The organism is Vibrio hippocampi (assembly GCF_921292975.1).
Lineage (GTDB): Bacteria > Pseudomonadota > Gammaproteobacteria > Enterobacterales > Vibrionaceae > Vibrio > Vibrio hippocampi.
In genome coordinates this window covers 1-17,137 of sequence record NZ_CAKLCM010000004.1, presented here as the reverse complement: position 1 = coordinate 17,137, position 17,137 = coordinate 1, and the positions used below count along the sequence as shown (strand labels likewise).

Genomic DNA, 17,137 nt, shown 5'->3' with positions numbered 1-17,137 from the left:
TTGTGAAAAGACAAATGCAAAATGAAGAAGCTTTAAAAAAGCCGCCGTTCTCGATGGAAGCTGAACAATCCGTTTTAGGTGGGTTACTACTTGATAATGGCCGTTGGGATGATGTGTCCGACAAAGTGGCGGGGCCTGATTTTTATCTACGTTATCACCGCATTATTTTTGAGGTCGCCAGAAAGTTACTTGAAGGCGGTCAACCGCTTGATCTGGTTACGTTGTCAGAACTATTAGAAAAGCAAGGATCATTAGAAGATGTTGGCGGCTTTGCTTACTTGGCTGATTTGGCCAAGAACACGCCCAGCGCAGCAAACATAACCGCTTATGCTGACATCGTAAGAGAGAAAGCGGTGTTAAGGAATGTGATTTCGGTAGGTAATGAAATCGTCGCTTCGGCTTACGACTCAAAGGCCGCGACCTCGACGGACATTATCGACGAGTTAGAAAGTAAGGTCCTGGCGATCTCGAATCAGCATTCGGTGAGCGTCGATAGTATGCAAAGCGCGCGTTCGGTGTTAGAGAAAACCATCGACCGCATGGAAGAATTAAATAAAACCGCTATCGATGGCGTGACCGGCTTATCGACTGGTTTTATGGATTTAAATAAAAAAACTGCCGGCTTACAGAATTCCGATTTAATTATCGTCGCGGCTCGGCCCTCTCAAGGAAAAACAACGTTCGCCATGAACATATGTGAAAACGTGTCGATGGAGAATGATAAGCCTGTATTAATTTTTTCTTTGGAAATGCCGTCCGAACAATTAATGATGAGAATGCTATCGTCATTATCCCGTGTTGAGCTTTCCAAGATAAGAACGAGCCAGCTCGATGATGAAGATTGGGCGCGAATTGCTTCGGCTACTGGCCACTTAATGGAAAGGAACAATATTTTTATTGATGACCGTTCCGGCATTACTCCGACTGAACTCAGAGTTAAAGCGCGTCGTATGGCCCGCGAACATGGCGGCTTGTCGATGATTATGGTTGATTATCTTCAATTAATGCAGGTGCCAGGCTTGCAGAACAACAGAACGCTAGAAATTGCGGAGATAAGCCGGTCATTAAAAGCGTTAGCAAAAGAACTCAATGTCCCCGTGGTTGCGTTGTCCCAATTAAACCGAACGTTGGAAAACCGCCCAGATAAACGGCCAATAAATTCAGACTTGCGGGAATCCGGTTCCATTGAGCAAGACGCCGATCTCATCATGTTTATTTATCGTGATGAGGTGTATCACGAAGACAGCAAGGACAAAGGCACCGCGGAGATCATCATCGGTAAGCAAAGGAACGGCCCGATCGGAACGGTTAGGCTCACGTTCCAGGGGCAATACTCCCGCTTTGATAACTTTGCTGGTTCATCATTTGATGAATATTAAATCCTCTAGTCGGCCGCTAGAGGTCGATTAATAACACATAGTAAGGCTAGTATATGAATACGACATTTGAACAATCAATGCTGAAAGAGTACATCGAACAGCTAGAGAAGCAATTCCCGCAATACAGCAAGCTACAACAACAGAAAATCTTAGAGTCTGTTCGCTCACTTGTGGTTGAGCCTAAAACAATCTCAAACGCTCGACCACAGGAAGATGTTTTAGCCGATATTCGTGAACAGATAGAAGAAGACGGCCGCGCCGGCTTATTCTTCGCAACTGCATTTAGCAACTGGTATCGAAGAACAGAAACGCCGCGCGTGGCTCATCTACACGATTACGTGAACCTGGACTTTAACAACCGTCACCTGTTCATGGAAATGATGAGCTTGCGCGATTCGGGTCGTTTCGATGATGAGGCGCTATATCAATTTGAACAGTATTGCTTAGATAAGATGGGCGTAGAATAGAAAACTTGATCTTTTGGCGGTTTCGACGCAAATCGGCCGCCAAATCATCCGGCCAAATTTCCAGCCGAAAACCTCGCCAAATTGAAACAAATTTACAACATCAAAAATCACACCTCGATCACTGCTTAACCGTCAATTTTGGCGGCTTGGTGCGTTCAATCCGCCAAAACTGGCGTAATGCTATCTAAAATCAGCTATTTAACATAATGGGCATAATGACTACCGAATTTGTGCCGCGTGGATTTCGTTTTCGCGGTGATCTTCTCGACCAGGCCCAGCCGGATCGGATACCCTGAAAAACTCCATAATCATTAAAAGGTTAAATAATGCGTAAATTGTCCTTGTTGGCGGTTGCGGCCGTCGTTGGCTTGGTTGGGTGCAGTGACCCAAATTCAGAATGGCTTAATAAGGGGTATTCGGTCGGGCTTGACCGTAAAGGCTGGACCGAAGCGGATCAGCCGACCCAGCTCGGGACGGCTGGTCATTGGTTGAAGTCGCTCCAGGATAAGGGGTTCTTAAATGCTGCTGACCTTACCGAAGGCGAAGCGCTAAAAGAAAATGCCACCGTTTTAATGGGGTGCATTAATTCGGCTTTGCCAGTTAGCAATGGTGAGATTAATTACCTGGTCGCTGATTGTGTAAAATTGAACGGTTGGTCGAAGGGTTAATTCGGCCGCGTTCGTGGTTTATGGGGCGGCTTGATTCCAAAAACGCCGCCTTTGTCATTTCCTGTGATACGTGTCTGATTTACTATGTGACAAAATTAAGCGGCGTGACGCGTCACGCTAACAGGGAATAAGAATAATATGAAATATGGCTATGCGGTTCGTGATAATGATTTAGCTATGCAGCTAAAGGCTTTAAATGATTTCGGTTGTGATGACATCCGGTTCGGTGATGATCTTCCCCTGGTTATCGATAAACTAAAACAGGGTGATGTGGTTGCGGTTTGGCGTTTGGATAAGCTGGCGAATAATGTGGCTGCGGTCGAGCGAGTGATCGAGGATGTTCATCGCGCCGGCGCGTCGGTCGAGCTGTTGTTCGAAAGGTTGAATTCTGGTTCAGATTATAAAGAGGTGTTAAGCCAACTGATCGGTGTTATGAAAGAAATCGAAAAATTATAGTTATTCTGATGTTTTGTCTCTGTAGATCATCATGAGCAGGGATACTAGTACCGTTCTCACTTCTGGCGGTAGCGTTCTTGCTGCCGCTGCAACGTCCCAGGGCGTGGTTTTGTCTAGGCCCAACATATCGAGAGAAATATCGAGATCCGTTGTCTTGAGTTTTTCGATCAAGATTCGATAGTGTGACATTTTCATTTCGGTTTCGCCCCGTTCGATACGCTGATAGGTTTTTAGCGATACCCCTATCATGTCGGCGGTTTGTAGCTGAGTGAGTCCCGCCGCCTCCCTGCGCTCCTTTATTGCGTGGATTAGTGGTTCATGTGACATCGATTCCCCTCCTGATTATTTAGACCTACGTCTCATTCGATAGGACTATTTTTGTCGTTTATCAGTAAGTATAGGACTGTTTCTTCCATTGCTGTTTACAGCATGTATGCGTAACTGCATATTCTACTGGTCGCACCAATGATAGTGATGACAAAACATATATTGCAGTTGGAAAGGTATGTTTTTAAATGGAAAGGAAAAAAACGATAATCAGCAAAAAGCTGAATCAAATGGCGGCTCTGTTAGAAGTAATGGAGGATCTAACCAATACGGGCGACTGTGTCGTTCATGAAATGTCTTGTGCGACGGCTTTACTCAAAGGCTTAAGGATTGATGTCGCGGCACTGGTCGAGAATGGAGAGTAAGGAAAAGCCCCGGTTTCGGGGCTTCTTTTTAGAACAGTGATTCCTGACGCGGCTCTAACGGTTCGGGCCGCTTCGGGCAGGGATGGACATCGATGTCGGTGTCTTGGGTGTATAAGTGGCACTTCTCATTCCAAAATACCTCCGCGTTGTTCCTGGTACATTGGCCATAACGTTGTTTTCTCGGATCAATGCTGAAACCGTAGTTATCCACCTTTGGCGCGAACTGGTCGTGTTTCCAGCCTGTTTGCTTGTAGTGCTGACAACTAAAGCACGTATCGGGTAGGCTCATCCTGGCTATGTTCATGAATGGCCCCCTTGCCTCGCTAGTTCCTGGTAACACAATTTTGCGATAGCCTCGCCCATAAATTCGGGCTTATCTTTCAGGTACTCGATCACCTGGTCGGCTGGTTGATACATAAGGTCACATAGACGCATAGCGCCCGAGAGGGTATTATTAGCTTGCAACATGATTAAATCCCATTGGTTGTGTTGTTGATGCCGGCGGTTGTAGGGGTGAGATACTTCAACCGTCCGGCGTTCCCTTCTGACGGATTACCCGCCGTGATGTTCTTTCCAGAACTCGAACATTTTCTTGAATTGGTCAATTTGAGAAATGTCGTTCGTTACACAGTAGACTTTCCACTCTTTTACGAACTCTTTATCAGGTTTGAAGTTAAGCGGAGCTGTTTCTCCCTTTTTGCTGTTCTCTTGGCCATTTGGTGGTGTGTTACCTGTTGGCGGCTTGCCTTTTGGGTTAGCTTTGGGTTTTTTAGGTGCTTCTAATGCCATCCTGAAAGCCTCTTTAAATCTTTAATTCATTAATTCGTTAAGTCTATCGATGATTGCCTGAGTCATTCGCTCGGCTGATTCTCTCGGGCCTTTGAACTTGCACTCAATAGCAGCAAGGCCCTGATCGTGCGCGCCGCGAATAGACGGTTTTTCCGGTAGTGGGTGCGGTACGGTGAAGTATGGAGTTTGATCCATGTAGTCGATAGCGTATTGGAGTTCGGCATCGCTGCCAGTGGTTCGGCAGAACACGAAAACAATTTTGCTTCGGTCTACACCATTTTTAACTAGGTCGTTGGCCAGAATGACGCAAGGCTCCATATCGTCTAAGCCTAGCCCTGTTGGAATGACAACCAGGTCAGACACTAGCGCAACCTCAAGCGTTGCACGGTTAGCCATTGGAGCGCCATCGAAGATAAACAAGTCGTAGTTATCCGCTTGCTTTAGAGCCTGGCTGGCACTGCCGAAAATCTCTACAGCGACAACCGGTTCGACTCCGGCCGCAAGGCGGCGTTTATGCCAGGTGAAGCTGGTTGATTGATTGACATCGAGGTCGGCGATTTTTACATCCCAGCCAAAGCCCGCGTGAGCCGCTGCCAGGTTGCGGCAATTAGTGGATTTACCCACGCCACCCTTTTGTTGTACTACTGCGATTTTGTATCCCATTGGTTGTTATCCCTTTCGTTAATTAAATAATTCTTTAACGCGTGATGAGATAATAGGACGAAAAGTCCTGAATGTAAATAAGAAAGAATTAAATAATTAAAGAAATAAAGAAAGAAAGCGGGACGGGCCCGCTTTTGAGGTGGGTTAGTAGGGTTCGACGTCTTGCGGCTGCATTGAGCCTTTATTGCATTCCTGACAAGTGGCTCCGATTTCGGAGACCGTAAACCAGTTGCCACAATCTGGGTTATCACATTGGCAGTAATGGCCATCATCTTCGGCCCAGTAACATTCAACTATCCCGGCTTCTACTAACTCGATCACTCCGCCCTGGTTACATTGTCTGCACGTAACGACATCACCTTCGTTTAATAGGTCAGGGTTCGCGCTGTTTGTTTCAACATTGTGCGGCCCTTCGTGATTACATCGAGGGCAAGCACTAAGCCAGTTAACTTTTAATGGTTCCATGTGTTGATCCTTAGTTATCATATTTGCGAAAAACAGCCCAAGCCCCTGGTGAAACTTCGTTATTGAATACGTTCACTGACTCTTGAGTTTTTAGTGTCATAGCTCGCGTTGACCTGAAAGGGTGTCGAAGTTCGACGACTACAACATCATTAAGAACCGCCGCCCCTTCAGCCATATAGAACCCTTTGGCTTCCATTCCATCTATTACTTTCTGAGATACAAGCATCGCAATTTACCCCTTACTTTGCTTTTAACTTGGCCATGAGCTTTTCCAGCTCTGCGTGTGGACCTTCTTGGTCGGTTTCCCACGGGAACTCTGAACAAATATTGCCAAGTGTGGTGTTGATGCCTATCCATTGTCTGATGGTCATTCCGCCCAGCGCTTCACATTGCTTATCTTTATCATTAATTTCAGTGCGAAAGGCGTCATTGTCACCACTGGCATCGATACCAAGTTCATTGATTGCCAATTGCAACTCAAACATAGACACGAATGCATTCACCGCTCGTTCAAAGCCACCAACAAGGCGGCGACCTGACGGAACATGAGACACTTCAAATTGACCAAACACGCACATCGTGACCGCCAGATAAGGAGTATCGTTACAATGGTTGCTTGCAGGCACAAAAACCAAGCCTTTCTCGGTTGGCACTTCGATATTTCTTTGTGACATTAATTTTTCCCTTAAGCCGCTTGTTTTAGATAGGTATCTACGTTTTGGTGAATGACTTCGAACTCGATAACCCACACAAGATCACCGGGTTCGCATTGGCCGTAAATCTTGCGCCAGGTGTGCCGAAACTGTGGGAAGCTGCCAAACCCTTCACTGCTTATCTGTTCGTGGTCTTGGCGTAGCTCTTTCATTGTTTCTATTCGCACATCGGTAACTTTCAAAGTTAGCCGGCTGGCCCAACGTGGCATGTGGATCGATGGCGTCCATTTTATTTCTGCCAGGCTCGGCACGTTCTCATAGTGTGCCGGTACGTGTTCCGGGTAATTTGCTTTATACAAGGTAAGTTCTGGTGCGTTAGCTCCAGCGTCCGCCCAGGTTTCGCGAACATAAATTAAATCACCGACATTAGCCGGACAGCCCGCCTTAACGGGCCGTTTTATTATGTTGTTCATTGTCTCGCGGTGATTTGAACCAATGCCATGAGCATAACCATTAAAAACAAAGCCCATACGGTCCGAGTAGGTCACGCCTTTAGCTGGGCGTCGGGTAACGGTCTTTCGACCGTTAACCAAGGCTTTTACCATGTCAGTATTAAAAATCATTGGAATAGTTTTCATCGGTGCCGTTCCTTATGCTGCTTTGCTGTTTAAGTCGGTTTGTGCCAGGTCGCGTGGGGTGACATTGCCGTCCTGGGTAACGTTGACATTGAATAGCCAGTCCTCGGCGAACTGTTGCACGTCTTTCGGGATCCGGACGCCACCGGCTGGCGCTTTGTGGGTAACAATGGCGTTATTGTCCATGTCGTAAGAAATCAGGCGCGCGGTGCCGGATTGGTGCATGTGTAACAGGGCACGGCTTTGATGAGTCTCGCCGGTTTCGGCGTTCTGAGAGGTGATCACCTGTGGCCATAAAATCAAATGGTGGTCGTCTTTGTGGAATAGGCCGGTGAAGTCCATGTTTTGCTTTTCCAGCTTAAGCTGTTTGATTTTCTCGAACGCCTGGTTCTGCTGAACCTTCAAACCTTGGATTTCCTGGCGGTACTGTTTGGCCTCACGTTCCAGGCGCGCGTTCTTTGTGTCTTTCTCTTTGCTTTTCTCTTTGATGCGCTTGATCTGTTCGCGGAGTTTCTTCGGATTGTCGCCGCCTTTGACTTCGTTAAGCTGGCGCTGGAGTTCTTTCGCACGGTTGCGGGACATTTCCAGCTCACGGTTTAACGCCTGGTTGTCTTTCTCCAGCTTCATTTTGGCGTGGGCGACTTTCTCGGCGGTTAATAGAATGCCTTTCAATTCTTCCAGTTCGTCCTGGAGATCGCCGATCTCTTTTTCCATATCCACGATTTGATTGGCATAACCTTCGGCGCGGTTCTTATGGTGGTGATAGTCTTCCAGTTTGGCGTTTAGGTGGTTGATGGTTTCCGCCATGCGGTCGGAGTCCTTAATCATGTCATTGAATTGACCGATAAAGGCTTCGAGGGTGTCAGCGGCGTGGTTGTTGAGTTCAAGCGGTTGTAATTGGTCCATTTGGTGAGTCTCTTTAATTCGTTATTTCTTTAATTCTTTACGTCTGGCATTGACGCGGTCGATTTCACAAGCACGGCACCAACCGAGAAAACCGTCCGGGTTGTTGCGGCAGTTGTGCCAAAACTCGGAGGCGATAGGGAAAAATTGACGGCAGCGCGAGCAACGTTTCTCGATGCAGTCTTCACCGAGTCGAACCGTGCCTCGACGTGACCGGCTTTCGAACAGTGATGCCGGGATAAACTGCTTCGGTGGGTAAATGTGTTGTATGACGTCAGAGGGCGGGATCTCGAATTTATCGCCGATGGTGTCGAGGTCCATGCCATCCAGTAACAACGCGCTCATTAAACTCACGTCATGTTGGGTTATCGCGTCCATGTGTCCCCCTTACGCCGCCAGTTCGGCCTGTTGTTTCTCGGCCATCCATGTCTGGCCTTTTTCCATGAGTTCAATTTTTGTGACCGGTTGATGGAGCGTCGGCCCACAATAGAACGCTGGAAAGATGATCAAGCACATTGGTTTATTGAGCGGGTCTTTCATGATCTCGCCGGTTTCCGCGTTGACGAACTCGATACGACCCGAGGCCCACTTTTTAACGGTGGTGCCTTTGCGGCTTTTTGGTCCCGATTTATAGGTGTGGTCGTAGTAATAGCCGGTAATGTGGCGAATGATGCAGGGCTCACCCTCTGGCCACCATTCGCCGGAACAGTCGTTCGGCACTAAAAATACGGTGGTAAAGCCTTTTTGTTGCTCCTGGCGGGCATGTTGCACCCAAGGCAAAATGTTGCTGTAAGGCGGGTTAAGCCATCCGGTCGCGTTCGCCTGGGGTGGCACACTGGCCAGCCAGTCCTGAGACAGTGAGTCGGTTTCTGGGGTGAAGTACACCGCGCACTTAGCCGATTTGTCGGTCGCGGCGAGGTCAATGCCGAATTGGAACTCGGCATCGAGCGCGGCAAACAGCCACGGCACCGTGGACGTTTGATCGCGGTATTCTTCATTGGTTTTACTGCGTTGTTGATGATTTCTTCCCATTGGTTGTGTTCCTGTTGTTAGCAAGTGGCTTCATTACGGCCGCCGCGAACGGTGCGGCTGTATTCGTTTCGGGTGCGTGTTCTTAGGCGTAATGCCTGGTCATCGAGGTCGGCCACAATGGAGAAACAAAGGACCAAACACATCACGCGTAAAATGCCCAATTCAAACGCACGGGTGATCATGTGCATGGGCGACTTGGCGCGGAGCTTGAGCCGGATGTCTTGCTCGATGAGCTTCATTTCCGGCGGGGTGAGATCAAGTTCTTTGCCGAGTTGTGAAGGGCGTTTCCCTTCGGCGTGGCCTTTTAAGACGGCCAGTTCATCCAGATTTAGCCCCATCCCTGGGACCAGTTCGAGACTACTCACGGGATTTGTCCTCCAGTTGGATGTTATCGATTTGGGCGACCAGCTTGTCGAACGTGGTTTGTACCTGGTTAACCTGAAAATACGCCGCATTGATCAGCGCGTGGGTTTCATCGTCCAGATTGCCATCGAGTGCTTTTTCCAAAAGACACGCCGTCGCCAGTAAGTCGGCGGTCGCCGATTGGACGGTTTGTTTTTGCTGCCGCTGTACGATGCGCAGTTCGGTCGGTGTGTTGACGTGGATCAACGATAGTTCGCCGTGCATGGTAATTCCTTAGACGTTGTTCGTTTTGCTGTATCGTTGTTATTTGTTACTGCAAAATGTTGTTAATGGTGCCGTAAAAAAACGCGACAAGGCCGCGCTTTTAAAGCGTGTGTTACTGATCTAGATTCCAGCATCCTTTGAAGACGTACTTGCCGATCACGGTCAGTTTGCTGGCGAAGTCTTCTTCACTAAATTGCTGTGTTGGGGCGTGGCGTTCGTCGTCGGCGTAGACGCTGTAACCGGACCCAATGTCGCGCCGCACATAGCGAACATACAGGTCGCCGTGTTGGGTTTGCAAGGCATAGATACCCGCGCCGGTGATCTCGTTGGCGCCTTTATCGATGAGCAGCAAATCGCCGCGCTTAAATTCTTTGTGCATCGCGTCGTCAGGGGCGGTGATGAGCTTTAAGTTATGCTCACTCAGGCCGTGGCGTTTTAACGCTTCGACGTTGAACGCGAGTTCGTCATCTTTGCCGCCTTGCTCCTGGTTGACGTTGGCCACCACGTATTTATTGGTTTCGACCCCGATCCCAGGCTCGTTTGACCAACCGGATAAGTATTGCGGCGTAGTGTCGAGCACTTTGGCCAAATACGGATACATTTCGACGCCTGGGCTACGTTGAGCACATTCCCAGTTCTGCCACCGCCCGGTACTGATGTTCTCAGGGGCAACGCGGGTCGCCGCTTCGGCGGCTTCCCGAGCGGTCCAATTCTTTAAAAGTCGGCGCTCTCTTAATCGGTCGCCGATGATTTCTTTTATGTCTGATTTCATTCTTTGCACCCTGTCTGATGGGCTTTTTTGTTACCTGGTTAACGTTTTAGTGATTTCTTTAATTCGTTAATCACGGCTTTCGTAGCTTTATATTACCACAAAATACCACATTTTGCGGAAAATGCCACGCCTTGATCATTGTCTTAACAACGTTTTGTTGTTAATCTGTATCGCAAATCGCGGAAAGGACAACTAAATGAGGTTTCAAGACTGGATCAAATCGAAGGGTTTCGGCGGGCAAACCTGGCTGGCCCAGATGATGGGGGTCAGTCCGAAGACGGTGAACGAGTGGGTTCACTTTCGCCGTTCGCCAAAACCTCAAAGCAGAAACAAGATCCGACGCATCTCTGGCGGGAAAGTCGATTTCAGTCTGTTCGATCTGGAGTACGAGCAAGCGCAAGCAGAGAGGGCAGCATGATTGTAATGGCGTTATTAGGCGGCACAGAGGATGACGGCGAGGCGGCATACCTCGCGTTGGTGAATGAACTCGGCGCGGGTCGGGTTCGTCGGTTGTATTTGGGCTATTTGCCTGATCCGGCTGAACGGGCACGTCGTCTTCGTCTGGAGCTGTCGGGCCGTTGGCCGGATGACATTGTCACCTTGGTCATTGGCAGTAATAGCGCCGAAGAACTGCAAGCACTGCGCCGGTTGGGGGCGTTCGTGTGTCACCAATACGGGTCGCTGACCGAGTTTTACGACCGTCTCGACATCAAGCATCACGATTTGATGGTCAGTGAGGCCGAGAATGCTCCGGCGCACGTGTTGAGCGCGGTCGAAGCCTGGTCGGAATGTTACGTCCGCAAGCTGGATCGCCGCCGTAAGTTGCGAAACCAGAAAAAGAGGGCGGTGGCATGAACATGACCCGCGGGGCTGTGATGCTCGGTCAGAAAGCCAGTTTTCGCCGTTTCTTGTCGGATCTGATGGGGATTGCTGTCAGGGATGAGAAAGACGCGGCCAACGCGGTGAGAACGTTCTGTGATGTCCATTCCCGCCGTGAATTAAACACTAACCACCAAGCAGCGGACCGCTATCGGGCGCTCGTTCGCTTGTTCAATCGTTGGATGAACAACGAACCATTGGATCAGGAGAGTCACCCATGAGTGCAATGAACCGTTTTGCGGCAACCAGTGAGCAGAATGCCGAGGACCAATTAAAAGCCCTGTATGGCGCTAAACCCGTCAGAACGGGATCAACCATTGCCCACCGTATGACCTGGTTTGTCAAAAACCGCCAGGTCACGATGGCGCGCCGCAGTACCCATAAGAACGGACGCGGTGAAGCGATGTTCATCGTCGAAGTGAAGTAAGGCGAGTTAATGGCTAACTGGGATGAAATATTCGACCAATGGGCGCGCTGGGTTCACCAGGGCGCACTGGTGCCCGGTGGCCAATCTGTTTTGGGCAAGCTGATCGAGTGTCAAGGGGTGTTCGGCGGCGGTGGCGGTGGTGGCCCTGTTTTAGATTGCATCGAGGCCGATGTTGAGGCGGCGGTGTTACGTTTGGCGGCAGAAGATCAGGCAGCTGCAACCACCTTTCGCATGGAGTACGGGGCCGTTGGCAACATGAACGACGATACCCAGCTTAAACGGGCGCTCCGAGTCGGGATCAGCTTGCCCACCTATAAGCGCCGCTTGAAGAAAGCGCGCGATTACGTGATCAAGGCATTAACCAAGAAAAGGACCCAAGGCAATGTATAGAACCTCTGATGAACGTCATCTTTTGAACCACAAACAGCGTGACCAGTCTCGCACCATTCCCATCGTGAAAGTGAACCCGGGCAAGGTCCAGTGTCGCCGCCGTATCGAGGACATTCTCGAACAGCGTCGCCTTGATGCTGAATTTGAACTGTAAAGAATTAATGAATTAAAGAAATTGAGAGAGCTTATCTTATTGGGTGTCACCCTCCCGGCCGTTTATGGTCTGTTTGGTTGGTTGGCACCCTAAGCCGGGGCCAGTATGAAAACCAAAGTCATCACCTTTTCAGAGCGAAACATCAAAGCCGAGCAATCTGGAGCCGTGCGAACCTTGCGTGATCCGGCGTTTCCGCTGCGCTTTCGCTTTCACCAGAATCGTGAAACGGGATCTTGGTATGTGGTGCGCCGTGACCGTTGGTATCTGCTGGGTTATTGGCCTGTGTTGACCGTCCAGGCGGTGAAGAAAGTCTTACCTGAAAAGCTGGCTTTGTTGGCCGTGAACGTCAACAGCAACCTGTTACACACCGATTTCGAGAGCGTGGGCGATGTGCTGAACTGGTATCAGGGGCGCATCGAGAAAGACGCGCACCGCTCTAAAACCCGCAAAGCGACCATCAAAAGCGCGATCAAGTGTCATCTACAGCCGCACCTGGGCGACTTGGCCATCGATGCGCTAACCCGTCAGGTCCTCGATGATGCGCTGATCTGGCCGCTGCAAGAACACCATTCATTGGCGACCGTTAAATCGGTCATGGCGGTACTGAAACAAGCCTTTAAGCAAGCCGAAAAGTTGGGCCGTATCGAGTCCAACCCCCTCGCGGGCGTGGTGTTTTCTGACTTCATTTCGGTATCGATTAAAGAGAAAGACGGCCGTTTGTTTGCGACCGACATGCAAAACCTGTTTGACCGCCTCCTAGAGTGTGACCGTGTCACGCAATGTTTGATCGTGATGCTACTCGGACACGGCACTCGGATCACAGAAACCCTGTTCGCCAAGTGGAGCCACATCGATTTAACCGATGCCTATTGGCGTATTCCGATGGGCGATACCAAAACCAATGAATGGCACAAACTGCCGCTCACAAAGCAAATGGTCGCGTTCCTGAGTCAGTACCGCACCTGGCAAACCAAGAAAGGCTATCGCGGGGTGTTTCTGTTTCCGGGTCATGGCCACGCCAAGCCAATCAGTTACAGCACATCAAGAAAACTCCTTAAGCAAGTGAGTGAGGGGAACTGGAGTGCGCACGACTGCCGTAAGGCGCTGAAAACCATCATGACCGACGCATTAAGCATCAATGACGCGGTGAGTGAACGCATTCTCAACCACGCAATGGACAGCATTCGCAAAGCCTATGATCAGGCGCTGTATGACCAACCGATGCGTGAGGCGCTGGCGCAATATCACACCTGGCTCGACGCCCGAGGATTTCAAGCATTGCGCACCGAGACAGAGACGAGATCGACAGGATCATTCAACCACGACCAGTTAAGCGACTGCGCGGCCTGAGCCACAAAAGCAGCCATCTATCACAGGGGAATAAACAACATGGAAAAAATCATTCAAATATCAAGCGTCGCGCTGGCGGTATCGTTGGCGATTTATGACAAGCGAGTCGCAGGGATTAGCGTTGATAGTCCTTTGTATAACAAGGAGTTAGACAGACTCAGCAGCATGACCACGCCGAGCGTGATGACGAAAAAACCGGGGACCCTGGGCGTTTGAAAGTCAACCACGGGTGCGAGGCCCGCGGTATTTGGGAAATTTTCGGATCTCCTATGCGCCGTCAGCACTCTCGCCAGATCCCTGACGAATCGCAGATCCCGCAAGGGCTAAGCGGTGCCGAAACGATCCTTTTTTAGTGAGATGAATGCCGATGCGATACATGAACATCACCCAGATAGCCATCACTTTCGACCTGAGTCGCGACACGGTACGAAAGCGGCTTCGAGCGGCGAACGTCAGCTCGGCCATGAAGGGGAAGAAGCGCGAAGATCTGTATGACATGGCCCAGGTGGGCCCTGCTTTGTTTAGTTAGTTATTTAATCACCCGCAAGGTGAATAAGGATTTGAAAACATGCCGTTATTAAAACAGGACATCCGTTCGTCAGCTCGAACCGGTAAAACCACGATGCTTTTGGCTTTGGCTGCGGGTTACTACGCGCGAGATATTCCAGGTGTGATCGTGACGCGAAGTCAGGAAGCGGTAAGAGAATTTAAAAAGCGTTACGCGTCACCCTTTGATGTGTGGGGACCAAATGATTTGAACCTTTATCTTCGCCGGTTAGGGAGCGCGACGCCTAATTATCGCGTGTTCCTGCTAGATGATGCGGATCTGATGTCGAGCGGTGAGGGGCATCCCGCGGACCTGTTGGAGCACCGATTTAACCGTTCCGACGATTATGTCGTGGTGCTGTCTTTCATCACTGGCGAGCAAACCAAACCGTCGGTTCTGATGTCCCGAGAAAACCCGAACGGCTGGAAACTGGAATCGCTCACCGAAAAGCTACGCGAAGAAATCAATCGTAAGTCACTGAACATTGCGTCTGACCCGTCAGTCGAAGCGCAACTCGTCACGAATAACAACTTTCAGATCATCGGGCTATTGATGCAAATCGAAGCCTTGCAGCGTGAATCAATGGTCATTATGTCGCAGATTGGCCCCGACCAGGGACCGACTGGCCGCGCGCGTTTGGGTAACAAGGAAAAATAGGAAGGTGCTACATGCTAATTGGTAATTGGAAACAAGCTTATAAGTTGTGGAGTGTTCAGTGTGCGCTGGCGATCGCTCTGGTTAACGTGCTTTTGGCGGCTCTGCCATCGCTTCAGGATTATATGAGCGTTACGGTTTACGCGGTGGTGAATGCTGCCCTTGCTGGAGGTGTAGCGGTGTTACGTGTGCTTTCTCAAGTGCCTGTCGAACAGTTGAAGGCTAAGGCGGGTGAATGATGGAGCAGATCATCGATGCAATCAAAAAACGCGCTTGGGGGTCAGTGGTGTTATCGCTGAAATCCATTCTTTTCACCTTATTGGTTTGGTTGATTAACAGTGCAATAAGCATGGTGAAAATCATGTTTGTTCTTTACCTGTGCGGTTTTGCGGTTGGTTTTGGTGGTTGGGCTGGGTTGAACTCTGCGATTGAGTTTGAAGCCTTTATCCACTCGTTCTGGCCAGCGGGGTGATGCCGTGGCCAAGATGTCAGAACAAGACAAACTAGAGCGTAAGCGGGCGCAGGAACGCCGCCGTTCTAAACGGTATCGAGAGCGAAAGAAAGCGGAGAAAGCCAAGCAGGAAGAACAGCTCGGCGTGGCTAAAGTGGAATTGAGTTTTTCTTCTTCTGACCGTGATCGCCTTGATGTCATGCGTCAGGCCCGCGCCGTCGTTGGCGAACCGTATTCCAGGGAAGAATACATCGCCGAGTTGATCCAGCAAGACGAACAGCGATACCAGGAGCAAGTGGCCGCGCTGGGGTGTTGTGGAAAATGTAAGTCACCGTTACCGCAAGGCTGTGATGGTGTGTTCGATGGTGATAGCGATTGCTGGCGCACCCGTCAATATAGAGAGTTAATGTTATGAGATTAAGTCACAAACGAAAAATTGCACACAAAAAAGGCACTTACCAGCCGCGCCTGGTGAATCGAATCAAATTCCGTTGGCCACTGTTACAGCCAGGCGAAAAGGTGAGTCTGTTTGCCCGCGCTCGAACTGGGCTTTCTCAGGTCTTGCTGGATGAAACAATCGACGCTGCCATCTTCCCCAACAAGCCGCCTAAGATAGTGATGTCTTTTAATGCGAAAGCCTGTATCAAGGGGATTTCTTTAGCGGCCAAGCGTATGAAGGAGTTTTTTACTCCTAAGAAAGTGGCATCTAGTCAGAGCGTGACGAATCACGGCAACACATAAATGCAAGCGTGAGCCGTCACGCGGTTATTTTCTCGATTTGGGCTTTAGTGTGACAAAGTTCAAACAACCAAACGAAGATATAACAACTTAATGTTGTTTTTCCTGAGCTATTAGTTTATGGTTTTATATAACGTGGTTTTAGTGCGTCCAGAGGGCGGACTGAATCGCTCACCTAGCCAACTTTTATAAGCCCGCCAATTTCTTCGGTGGGCTTTTTTTATGCCTAAACCCCTCTCGAATAGTCACCTTTTTGGTGATGTCTGAATTTAGGTTTCAAAAACACCCTTCAAATCGCATGAGGCGAGAATGCTTAGTAAAAAACGATTGTGGTTTACTGCCATCGCAGGGGTGATCGCTGCTTTCTTTGCGTTTAAAGGTGATCGTCTTACTGCTTTTTTTGGTGGGGTTGCGGCTTTCTTTGGCGCTTTCTCAGTTAACGAACTGGGCGTCATAGTCGGCATCATCCTTGGTATCTGTTCTTTTGGTCTTACTTGGTATTACAAAGAAAAGAATCATCGACTGCTGGAATCGAAACTGAATCGACAAAGTTCAGTATCGGCCATTCTTGAACAGGATGATGCGTAATGAATAGAGTCAAAAAAATACTTTGCTCGGTGACGGCCGTCGCCGCGCTGATCACTGGCGGCGTTACGGTAAGTGATGCCGAATATCAGAATTCGGTTGGCCAGGTGGAAATCGCCGGTCAATCGCTGGGTGAACTCCGCGTCTCACCTCGGGCACTTGATCTGATTGGTAACGCCGAAGGGTGTCGCCGCGATCCTTATCGCTGCCCGTCTGGGCTTATTACCAATGGCGTCGGAAATACTCACGGTGTCATTAAAACCTCAGTTACCGACGAGCAAATCGCGAAAGACTGGGTTAAAAATATCCAGTCTGCTGAACGTTGTCTTTACGATTGGCGTGGTGATGCTGAGCTCTCACAAGGCCAAACCGATGCGTTTACCTCTTTTATTTTTAATACGGGATGTACCCGCTTTAGACATAACCGAGACGGTAGCGAAACGCGCATCGGTCATTTTGTTCGAACAGGTCAATACGATTTAGCTTGCCGCCAATTAAACCGATGGGTTTACGGTGGGGGCGTCAAATTGCCCGGTTTGGTGACACGCCGCCAGAAAGAAACGGACATGTGTCTTTCAACGGATGGTTAACGGGTGCCCTATGGTGGTAACAAAAATTCGTATGCTCCTGGCGGTTGGCGTTTTAGCCGCCGGGGCTGTTTTGCTGTGGCGGCTGGATACAGTCACCGACGAACGCGACCAGGCAAATGTTCGCGTTGGCCAGCTAGAGCAAAGCAACAATCAATTAATCGCAGATCTGGC

The 17,137-nt window shown here is 49.5% G+C and carries 33 protein-coding genes; 21 read left to right on the top strand and 12 right to left on the bottom strand.

The window, feature by feature from the left end; all coding sequences use genetic code 11:
• The first annotated feature begins 14 nt into the window (after positions 1-14).
• From dnaB to L9Q39_RS20170, 4 genes are all read left to right on the top strand, one after another.
• The gene (dnaB, locus tag L9Q39_RS20185) at positions 15-1,379 is read left to right on the top strand and encodes a replicative DNA helicase (protein ID WP_237487163.1); all 1,365 of its coding nucleotides are present in this window, start codon (positions 15-17) and stop codon (positions 1,377-1,379) included.
• 53 nt (positions 1,380-1,432) lie between these two features.
• Positions 1,433-1,846, top strand: coding sequence for a hypothetical protein (locus L9Q39_RS20180; protein ID WP_237487161.1), 414 nt, complete (start codon positions 1,433-1,435; stop codon positions 1,844-1,846).
• 326 nt (positions 1,847-2,172) lie between these two features.
• Entirely contained in the window at positions 2,173-2,514 is a 342-nt protein-coding gene (locus L9Q39_RS20175; protein ID WP_237487160.1) for a hypothetical protein, read from the top strand.
• A 138-nt stretch (positions 2,515-2,652) separates the two neighbouring features.
• Positions 2,653-2,970, top strand: coding sequence for a recombinase family protein (locus L9Q39_RS20170; RefSeq protein WP_237487159.1), 318 nt, complete (start codon positions 2,653-2,655; stop codon positions 2,968-2,970).
• Here the strand turns inward: L9Q39_RS20170 and L9Q39_RS20165 are convergent, their stop codons facing one another.
• Complete coding sequence (locus L9Q39_RS20165; RefSeq protein WP_237487158.1) at positions 2,971-3,297, bottom strand: helix-turn-helix domain-containing protein; 327 nt, start codon at positions 3,295-3,297, stop codon at positions 2,971-2,973.
• Between the two features lie 188 nt (positions 3,298-3,485).
• Between L9Q39_RS20165 and L9Q39_RS20160 the strand changes: the two genes are divergently transcribed.
• Positions 3,486-3,662 (top strand): hypothetical protein, encoded by a 177-nt coding sequence (locus tag L9Q39_RS20160; RefSeq protein WP_203506474.1) that lies wholly within the window; start codon positions 3,486-3,488, stop codon positions 3,660-3,662.
• 552 nt (positions 3,663-4,214) lie between these two features.
• On the opposite strand, the gene L9Q39_RS20155 is transcribed toward L9Q39_RS20160, so the two are convergent.
• The 11 genes from L9Q39_RS20155 to L9Q39_RS20105 form a co-directional block, all read right to left on the bottom strand.
• Positions 4,215-4,451 carry a hypothetical protein gene (locus L9Q39_RS20155; RefSeq protein WP_203506472.1) on the bottom strand — a complete coding sequence of 79 codons (237 nt, stop codon included), beginning with the start codon at positions 4,449-4,451 and terminating at the stop codon, positions 4,215-4,217.
• Positions 4,452-4,472: 21 nt separating this feature from the next.
• The gene (locus L9Q39_RS20150) at positions 4,473-5,114 is read right to left on the bottom strand and encodes an AAA family ATPase (protein WP_237487157.1); all 642 of its coding nucleotides are present in this window, start codon (positions 5,112-5,114) and stop codon (positions 4,473-4,475) included.
• Positions 5,115-5,589: 475 nt separating this feature from the next.
• Positions 5,590-5,805 (bottom strand): hypothetical protein, encoded by a 216-nt coding sequence (locus tag L9Q39_RS20145; RefSeq protein ID WP_237487156.1) that lies wholly within the window; start codon positions 5,803-5,805, stop codon positions 5,590-5,592.
• Positions 5,806-5,818: 13 nt separating this feature from the next.
• Positions 5,819-6,253, bottom strand: coding sequence for a hypothetical protein (locus L9Q39_RS20140; RefSeq protein ID WP_237487154.1), 435 nt, complete (start codon positions 6,251-6,253; stop codon positions 5,819-5,821).
• Positions 6,254-6,264: 11 nt separating this feature from the next.
• Positions 6,265-6,870 carry an ASCH domain-containing protein gene (locus tag L9Q39_RS20135; protein WP_237487151.1) on the bottom strand — a complete coding sequence of 202 codons (606 nt, stop codon included), beginning with the start codon at positions 6,868-6,870 and terminating at the stop codon, positions 6,265-6,267.
• A gap of 12 nt (positions 6,871-6,882) precedes the next feature.
• The gene (locus L9Q39_RS20130) at positions 6,883-7,773 is read right to left on the bottom strand and encodes a hypothetical protein (RefSeq protein WP_237487149.1); all 891 of its coding nucleotides are present in this window, start codon (positions 7,771-7,773) and stop codon (positions 6,883-6,885) included.
• Between the two features lie 21 nt (positions 7,774-7,794).
• Complete coding sequence (locus L9Q39_RS20125) at positions 7,795-8,148, bottom strand: hypothetical protein (protein WP_237487147.1); 354 nt, start codon at positions 8,146-8,148, stop codon at positions 7,795-7,797.
• Positions 8,149-8,157: 9 nt separating this feature from the next.
• The gene (locus tag L9Q39_RS20120) at positions 8,158-8,802 is read right to left on the bottom strand and encodes a phage N-6-adenine-methyltransferase (protein ID WP_237487145.1); all 645 of its coding nucleotides are present in this window, start codon (positions 8,800-8,802) and stop codon (positions 8,158-8,160) included.
• Between the two features lie 17 nt (positions 8,803-8,819).
• Positions 8,820-9,167, bottom strand: a complete 348-nt coding sequence (locus L9Q39_RS20115) for a hypothetical protein (protein ID WP_237487143.1) — start codon at positions 9,165-9,167, stop codon at positions 8,820-8,822.
• Complete coding sequence (locus L9Q39_RS20110) at positions 9,160-9,429, bottom strand: hypothetical protein (RefSeq protein ID WP_237487141.1); 270 nt, start codon at positions 9,427-9,429, stop codon at positions 9,160-9,162. The genes L9Q39_RS20115 and L9Q39_RS20110 overlap by 8 nt, the downstream gene beginning before the upstream one ends.
• A gap of 112 nt (positions 9,430-9,541) precedes the next feature.
• Positions 9,542-10,201 carry an XRE family transcriptional regulator gene (locus L9Q39_RS20105; protein ID WP_237487135.1) on the bottom strand — a complete coding sequence of 220 codons (660 nt, stop codon included), beginning with the start codon at positions 10,199-10,201 and terminating at the stop codon, positions 9,542-9,544.
• A 196-nt stretch (positions 10,202-10,397) separates the two neighbouring features.
• Here L9Q39_RS20105 and L9Q39_RS20100 point away from each other — a divergent pair, with 196 nt between their 5' ends.
• The 16 genes from L9Q39_RS20100 (at position 10,398) to L9Q39_RS20030 (ending at position 16,966) form a co-directional block, all read left to right on the top strand.
• The gene (locus L9Q39_RS20100) at positions 10,398-10,619 is read left to right on the top strand and encodes a helix-turn-helix domain-containing protein (RefSeq protein ID WP_029858803.1); all 222 of its coding nucleotides are present in this window, start codon (positions 10,398-10,400) and stop codon (positions 10,617-10,619) included.
• Positions 10,616-11,056: a hypothetical protein gene (locus L9Q39_RS20095; RefSeq protein ID WP_237487133.1), complete on the top strand. Its 441-nt coding sequence runs from the start codon at positions 10,616-10,618 to the stop codon at positions 11,054-11,056. The genes L9Q39_RS20100 and L9Q39_RS20095 overlap by 4 nt, the downstream gene beginning before the upstream one ends.
• On the top strand, positions 11,053-11,301 hold the full coding sequence (locus tag L9Q39_RS20090; protein ID WP_237487130.1) for a hypothetical protein: 249 nt from the start codon (positions 11,053-11,055) through the stop codon (positions 11,299-11,301). Before L9Q39_RS20095 ends, L9Q39_RS20090 begins: the two co-directional genes overlap by 4 nt.
• Positions 11,298-11,507: a hypothetical protein gene (locus tag L9Q39_RS20085; protein ID WP_237487128.1), complete on the top strand. Its 210-nt coding sequence runs from the start codon at positions 11,298-11,300 to the stop codon at positions 11,505-11,507. The genes L9Q39_RS20090 and L9Q39_RS20085 overlap by 4 nt, the downstream gene beginning before the upstream one ends.
• 9 nt (positions 11,508-11,516) lie before the next feature.
• Positions 11,517-11,897 carry a hypothetical protein gene (locus L9Q39_RS20080; protein ID WP_237487127.1) on the top strand — a complete coding sequence of 127 codons (381 nt, stop codon included), beginning with the start codon at positions 11,517-11,519 and terminating at the stop codon, positions 11,895-11,897.
• A complete protein-coding gene (locus L9Q39_RS20075; protein ID WP_237487125.1) occupies positions 11,890-12,051 on the top strand; it encodes a PA3496 family putative envelope integrity protein in 162 nt (53 codons plus the stop codon). Before L9Q39_RS20080 ends, L9Q39_RS20075 begins: the two co-directional genes overlap by 8 nt.
• Before the next feature lie 105 nt (positions 12,052-12,156).
• Entirely contained in the window at positions 12,157-13,401 is a 1,245-nt protein-coding gene (locus L9Q39_RS20070; RefSeq protein ID WP_237487123.1) for a tyrosine-type recombinase/integrase, read from the top strand.
• 39 nt (positions 13,402-13,440) lie between these two features.
• Positions 13,441-13,617: a hypothetical protein gene (locus L9Q39_RS20065; RefSeq protein WP_237487121.1), complete on the top strand. Its 177-nt coding sequence runs from the start codon at positions 13,441-13,443 to the stop codon at positions 13,615-13,617.
• 145 nt (positions 13,618-13,762) lie between these two features.
• Entirely contained in the window at positions 13,763-13,930 is a 168-nt protein-coding gene (locus tag L9Q39_RS20760; RefSeq protein WP_494337057.1) for a DUF1441 family protein, read from the top strand.
• Between the two features lie 39 nt (positions 13,931-13,969).
• Entirely contained in the window at positions 13,970-14,605 is a 636-nt protein-coding gene (locus L9Q39_RS20060) for a hypothetical protein (RefSeq protein WP_237487119.1), read from the top strand.
• Positions 14,606-14,616: 11 nt separating this feature from the next.
• The gene (locus tag L9Q39_RS20055; RefSeq protein ID WP_029858967.1) at positions 14,617-14,841 is read left to right on the top strand and encodes a DUF7940 domain-containing protein; all 225 of its coding nucleotides are present in this window, start codon (positions 14,617-14,619) and stop codon (positions 14,839-14,841) included.
• Positions 14,838-15,074, top strand: coding sequence for a hypothetical protein (locus L9Q39_RS20050; protein ID WP_237487118.1), 237 nt, complete (start codon positions 14,838-14,840; stop codon positions 15,072-15,074). Before L9Q39_RS20055 ends, L9Q39_RS20050 begins: the two co-directional genes overlap by 4 nt.
• Positions 15,075-15,078: 4 nt before the next feature.
• Positions 15,079-15,468: a hypothetical protein gene (locus L9Q39_RS20045; protein ID WP_237487116.1), complete on the top strand. Its 390-nt coding sequence runs from the start codon at positions 15,079-15,081 to the stop codon at positions 15,466-15,468.
• Positions 15,465-15,794, top strand: coding sequence for a hypothetical protein (locus tag L9Q39_RS20040; protein ID WP_237487115.1), 330 nt, complete (start codon positions 15,465-15,467; stop codon positions 15,792-15,794). The genes L9Q39_RS20045 and L9Q39_RS20040 overlap by 4 nt, the downstream gene beginning before the upstream one ends.
• A 306-nt stretch (positions 15,795-16,100) precedes the next feature.
• Entirely contained in the window at positions 16,101-16,379 is a 279-nt protein-coding gene (locus tag L9Q39_RS20035) for an HP1 family phage holin (protein WP_029858858.1), read from the top strand.
• A complete protein-coding gene (locus tag L9Q39_RS20030) occupies positions 16,379-16,966 on the top strand; it encodes a lysozyme (protein ID WP_237487113.1) in 588 nt (195 codons plus the stop codon). The genes L9Q39_RS20035 and L9Q39_RS20030 overlap by 1 nt, the downstream gene beginning before the upstream one ends.
• Positions 16,967-17,137 lie beyond the last annotated feature (171 nt).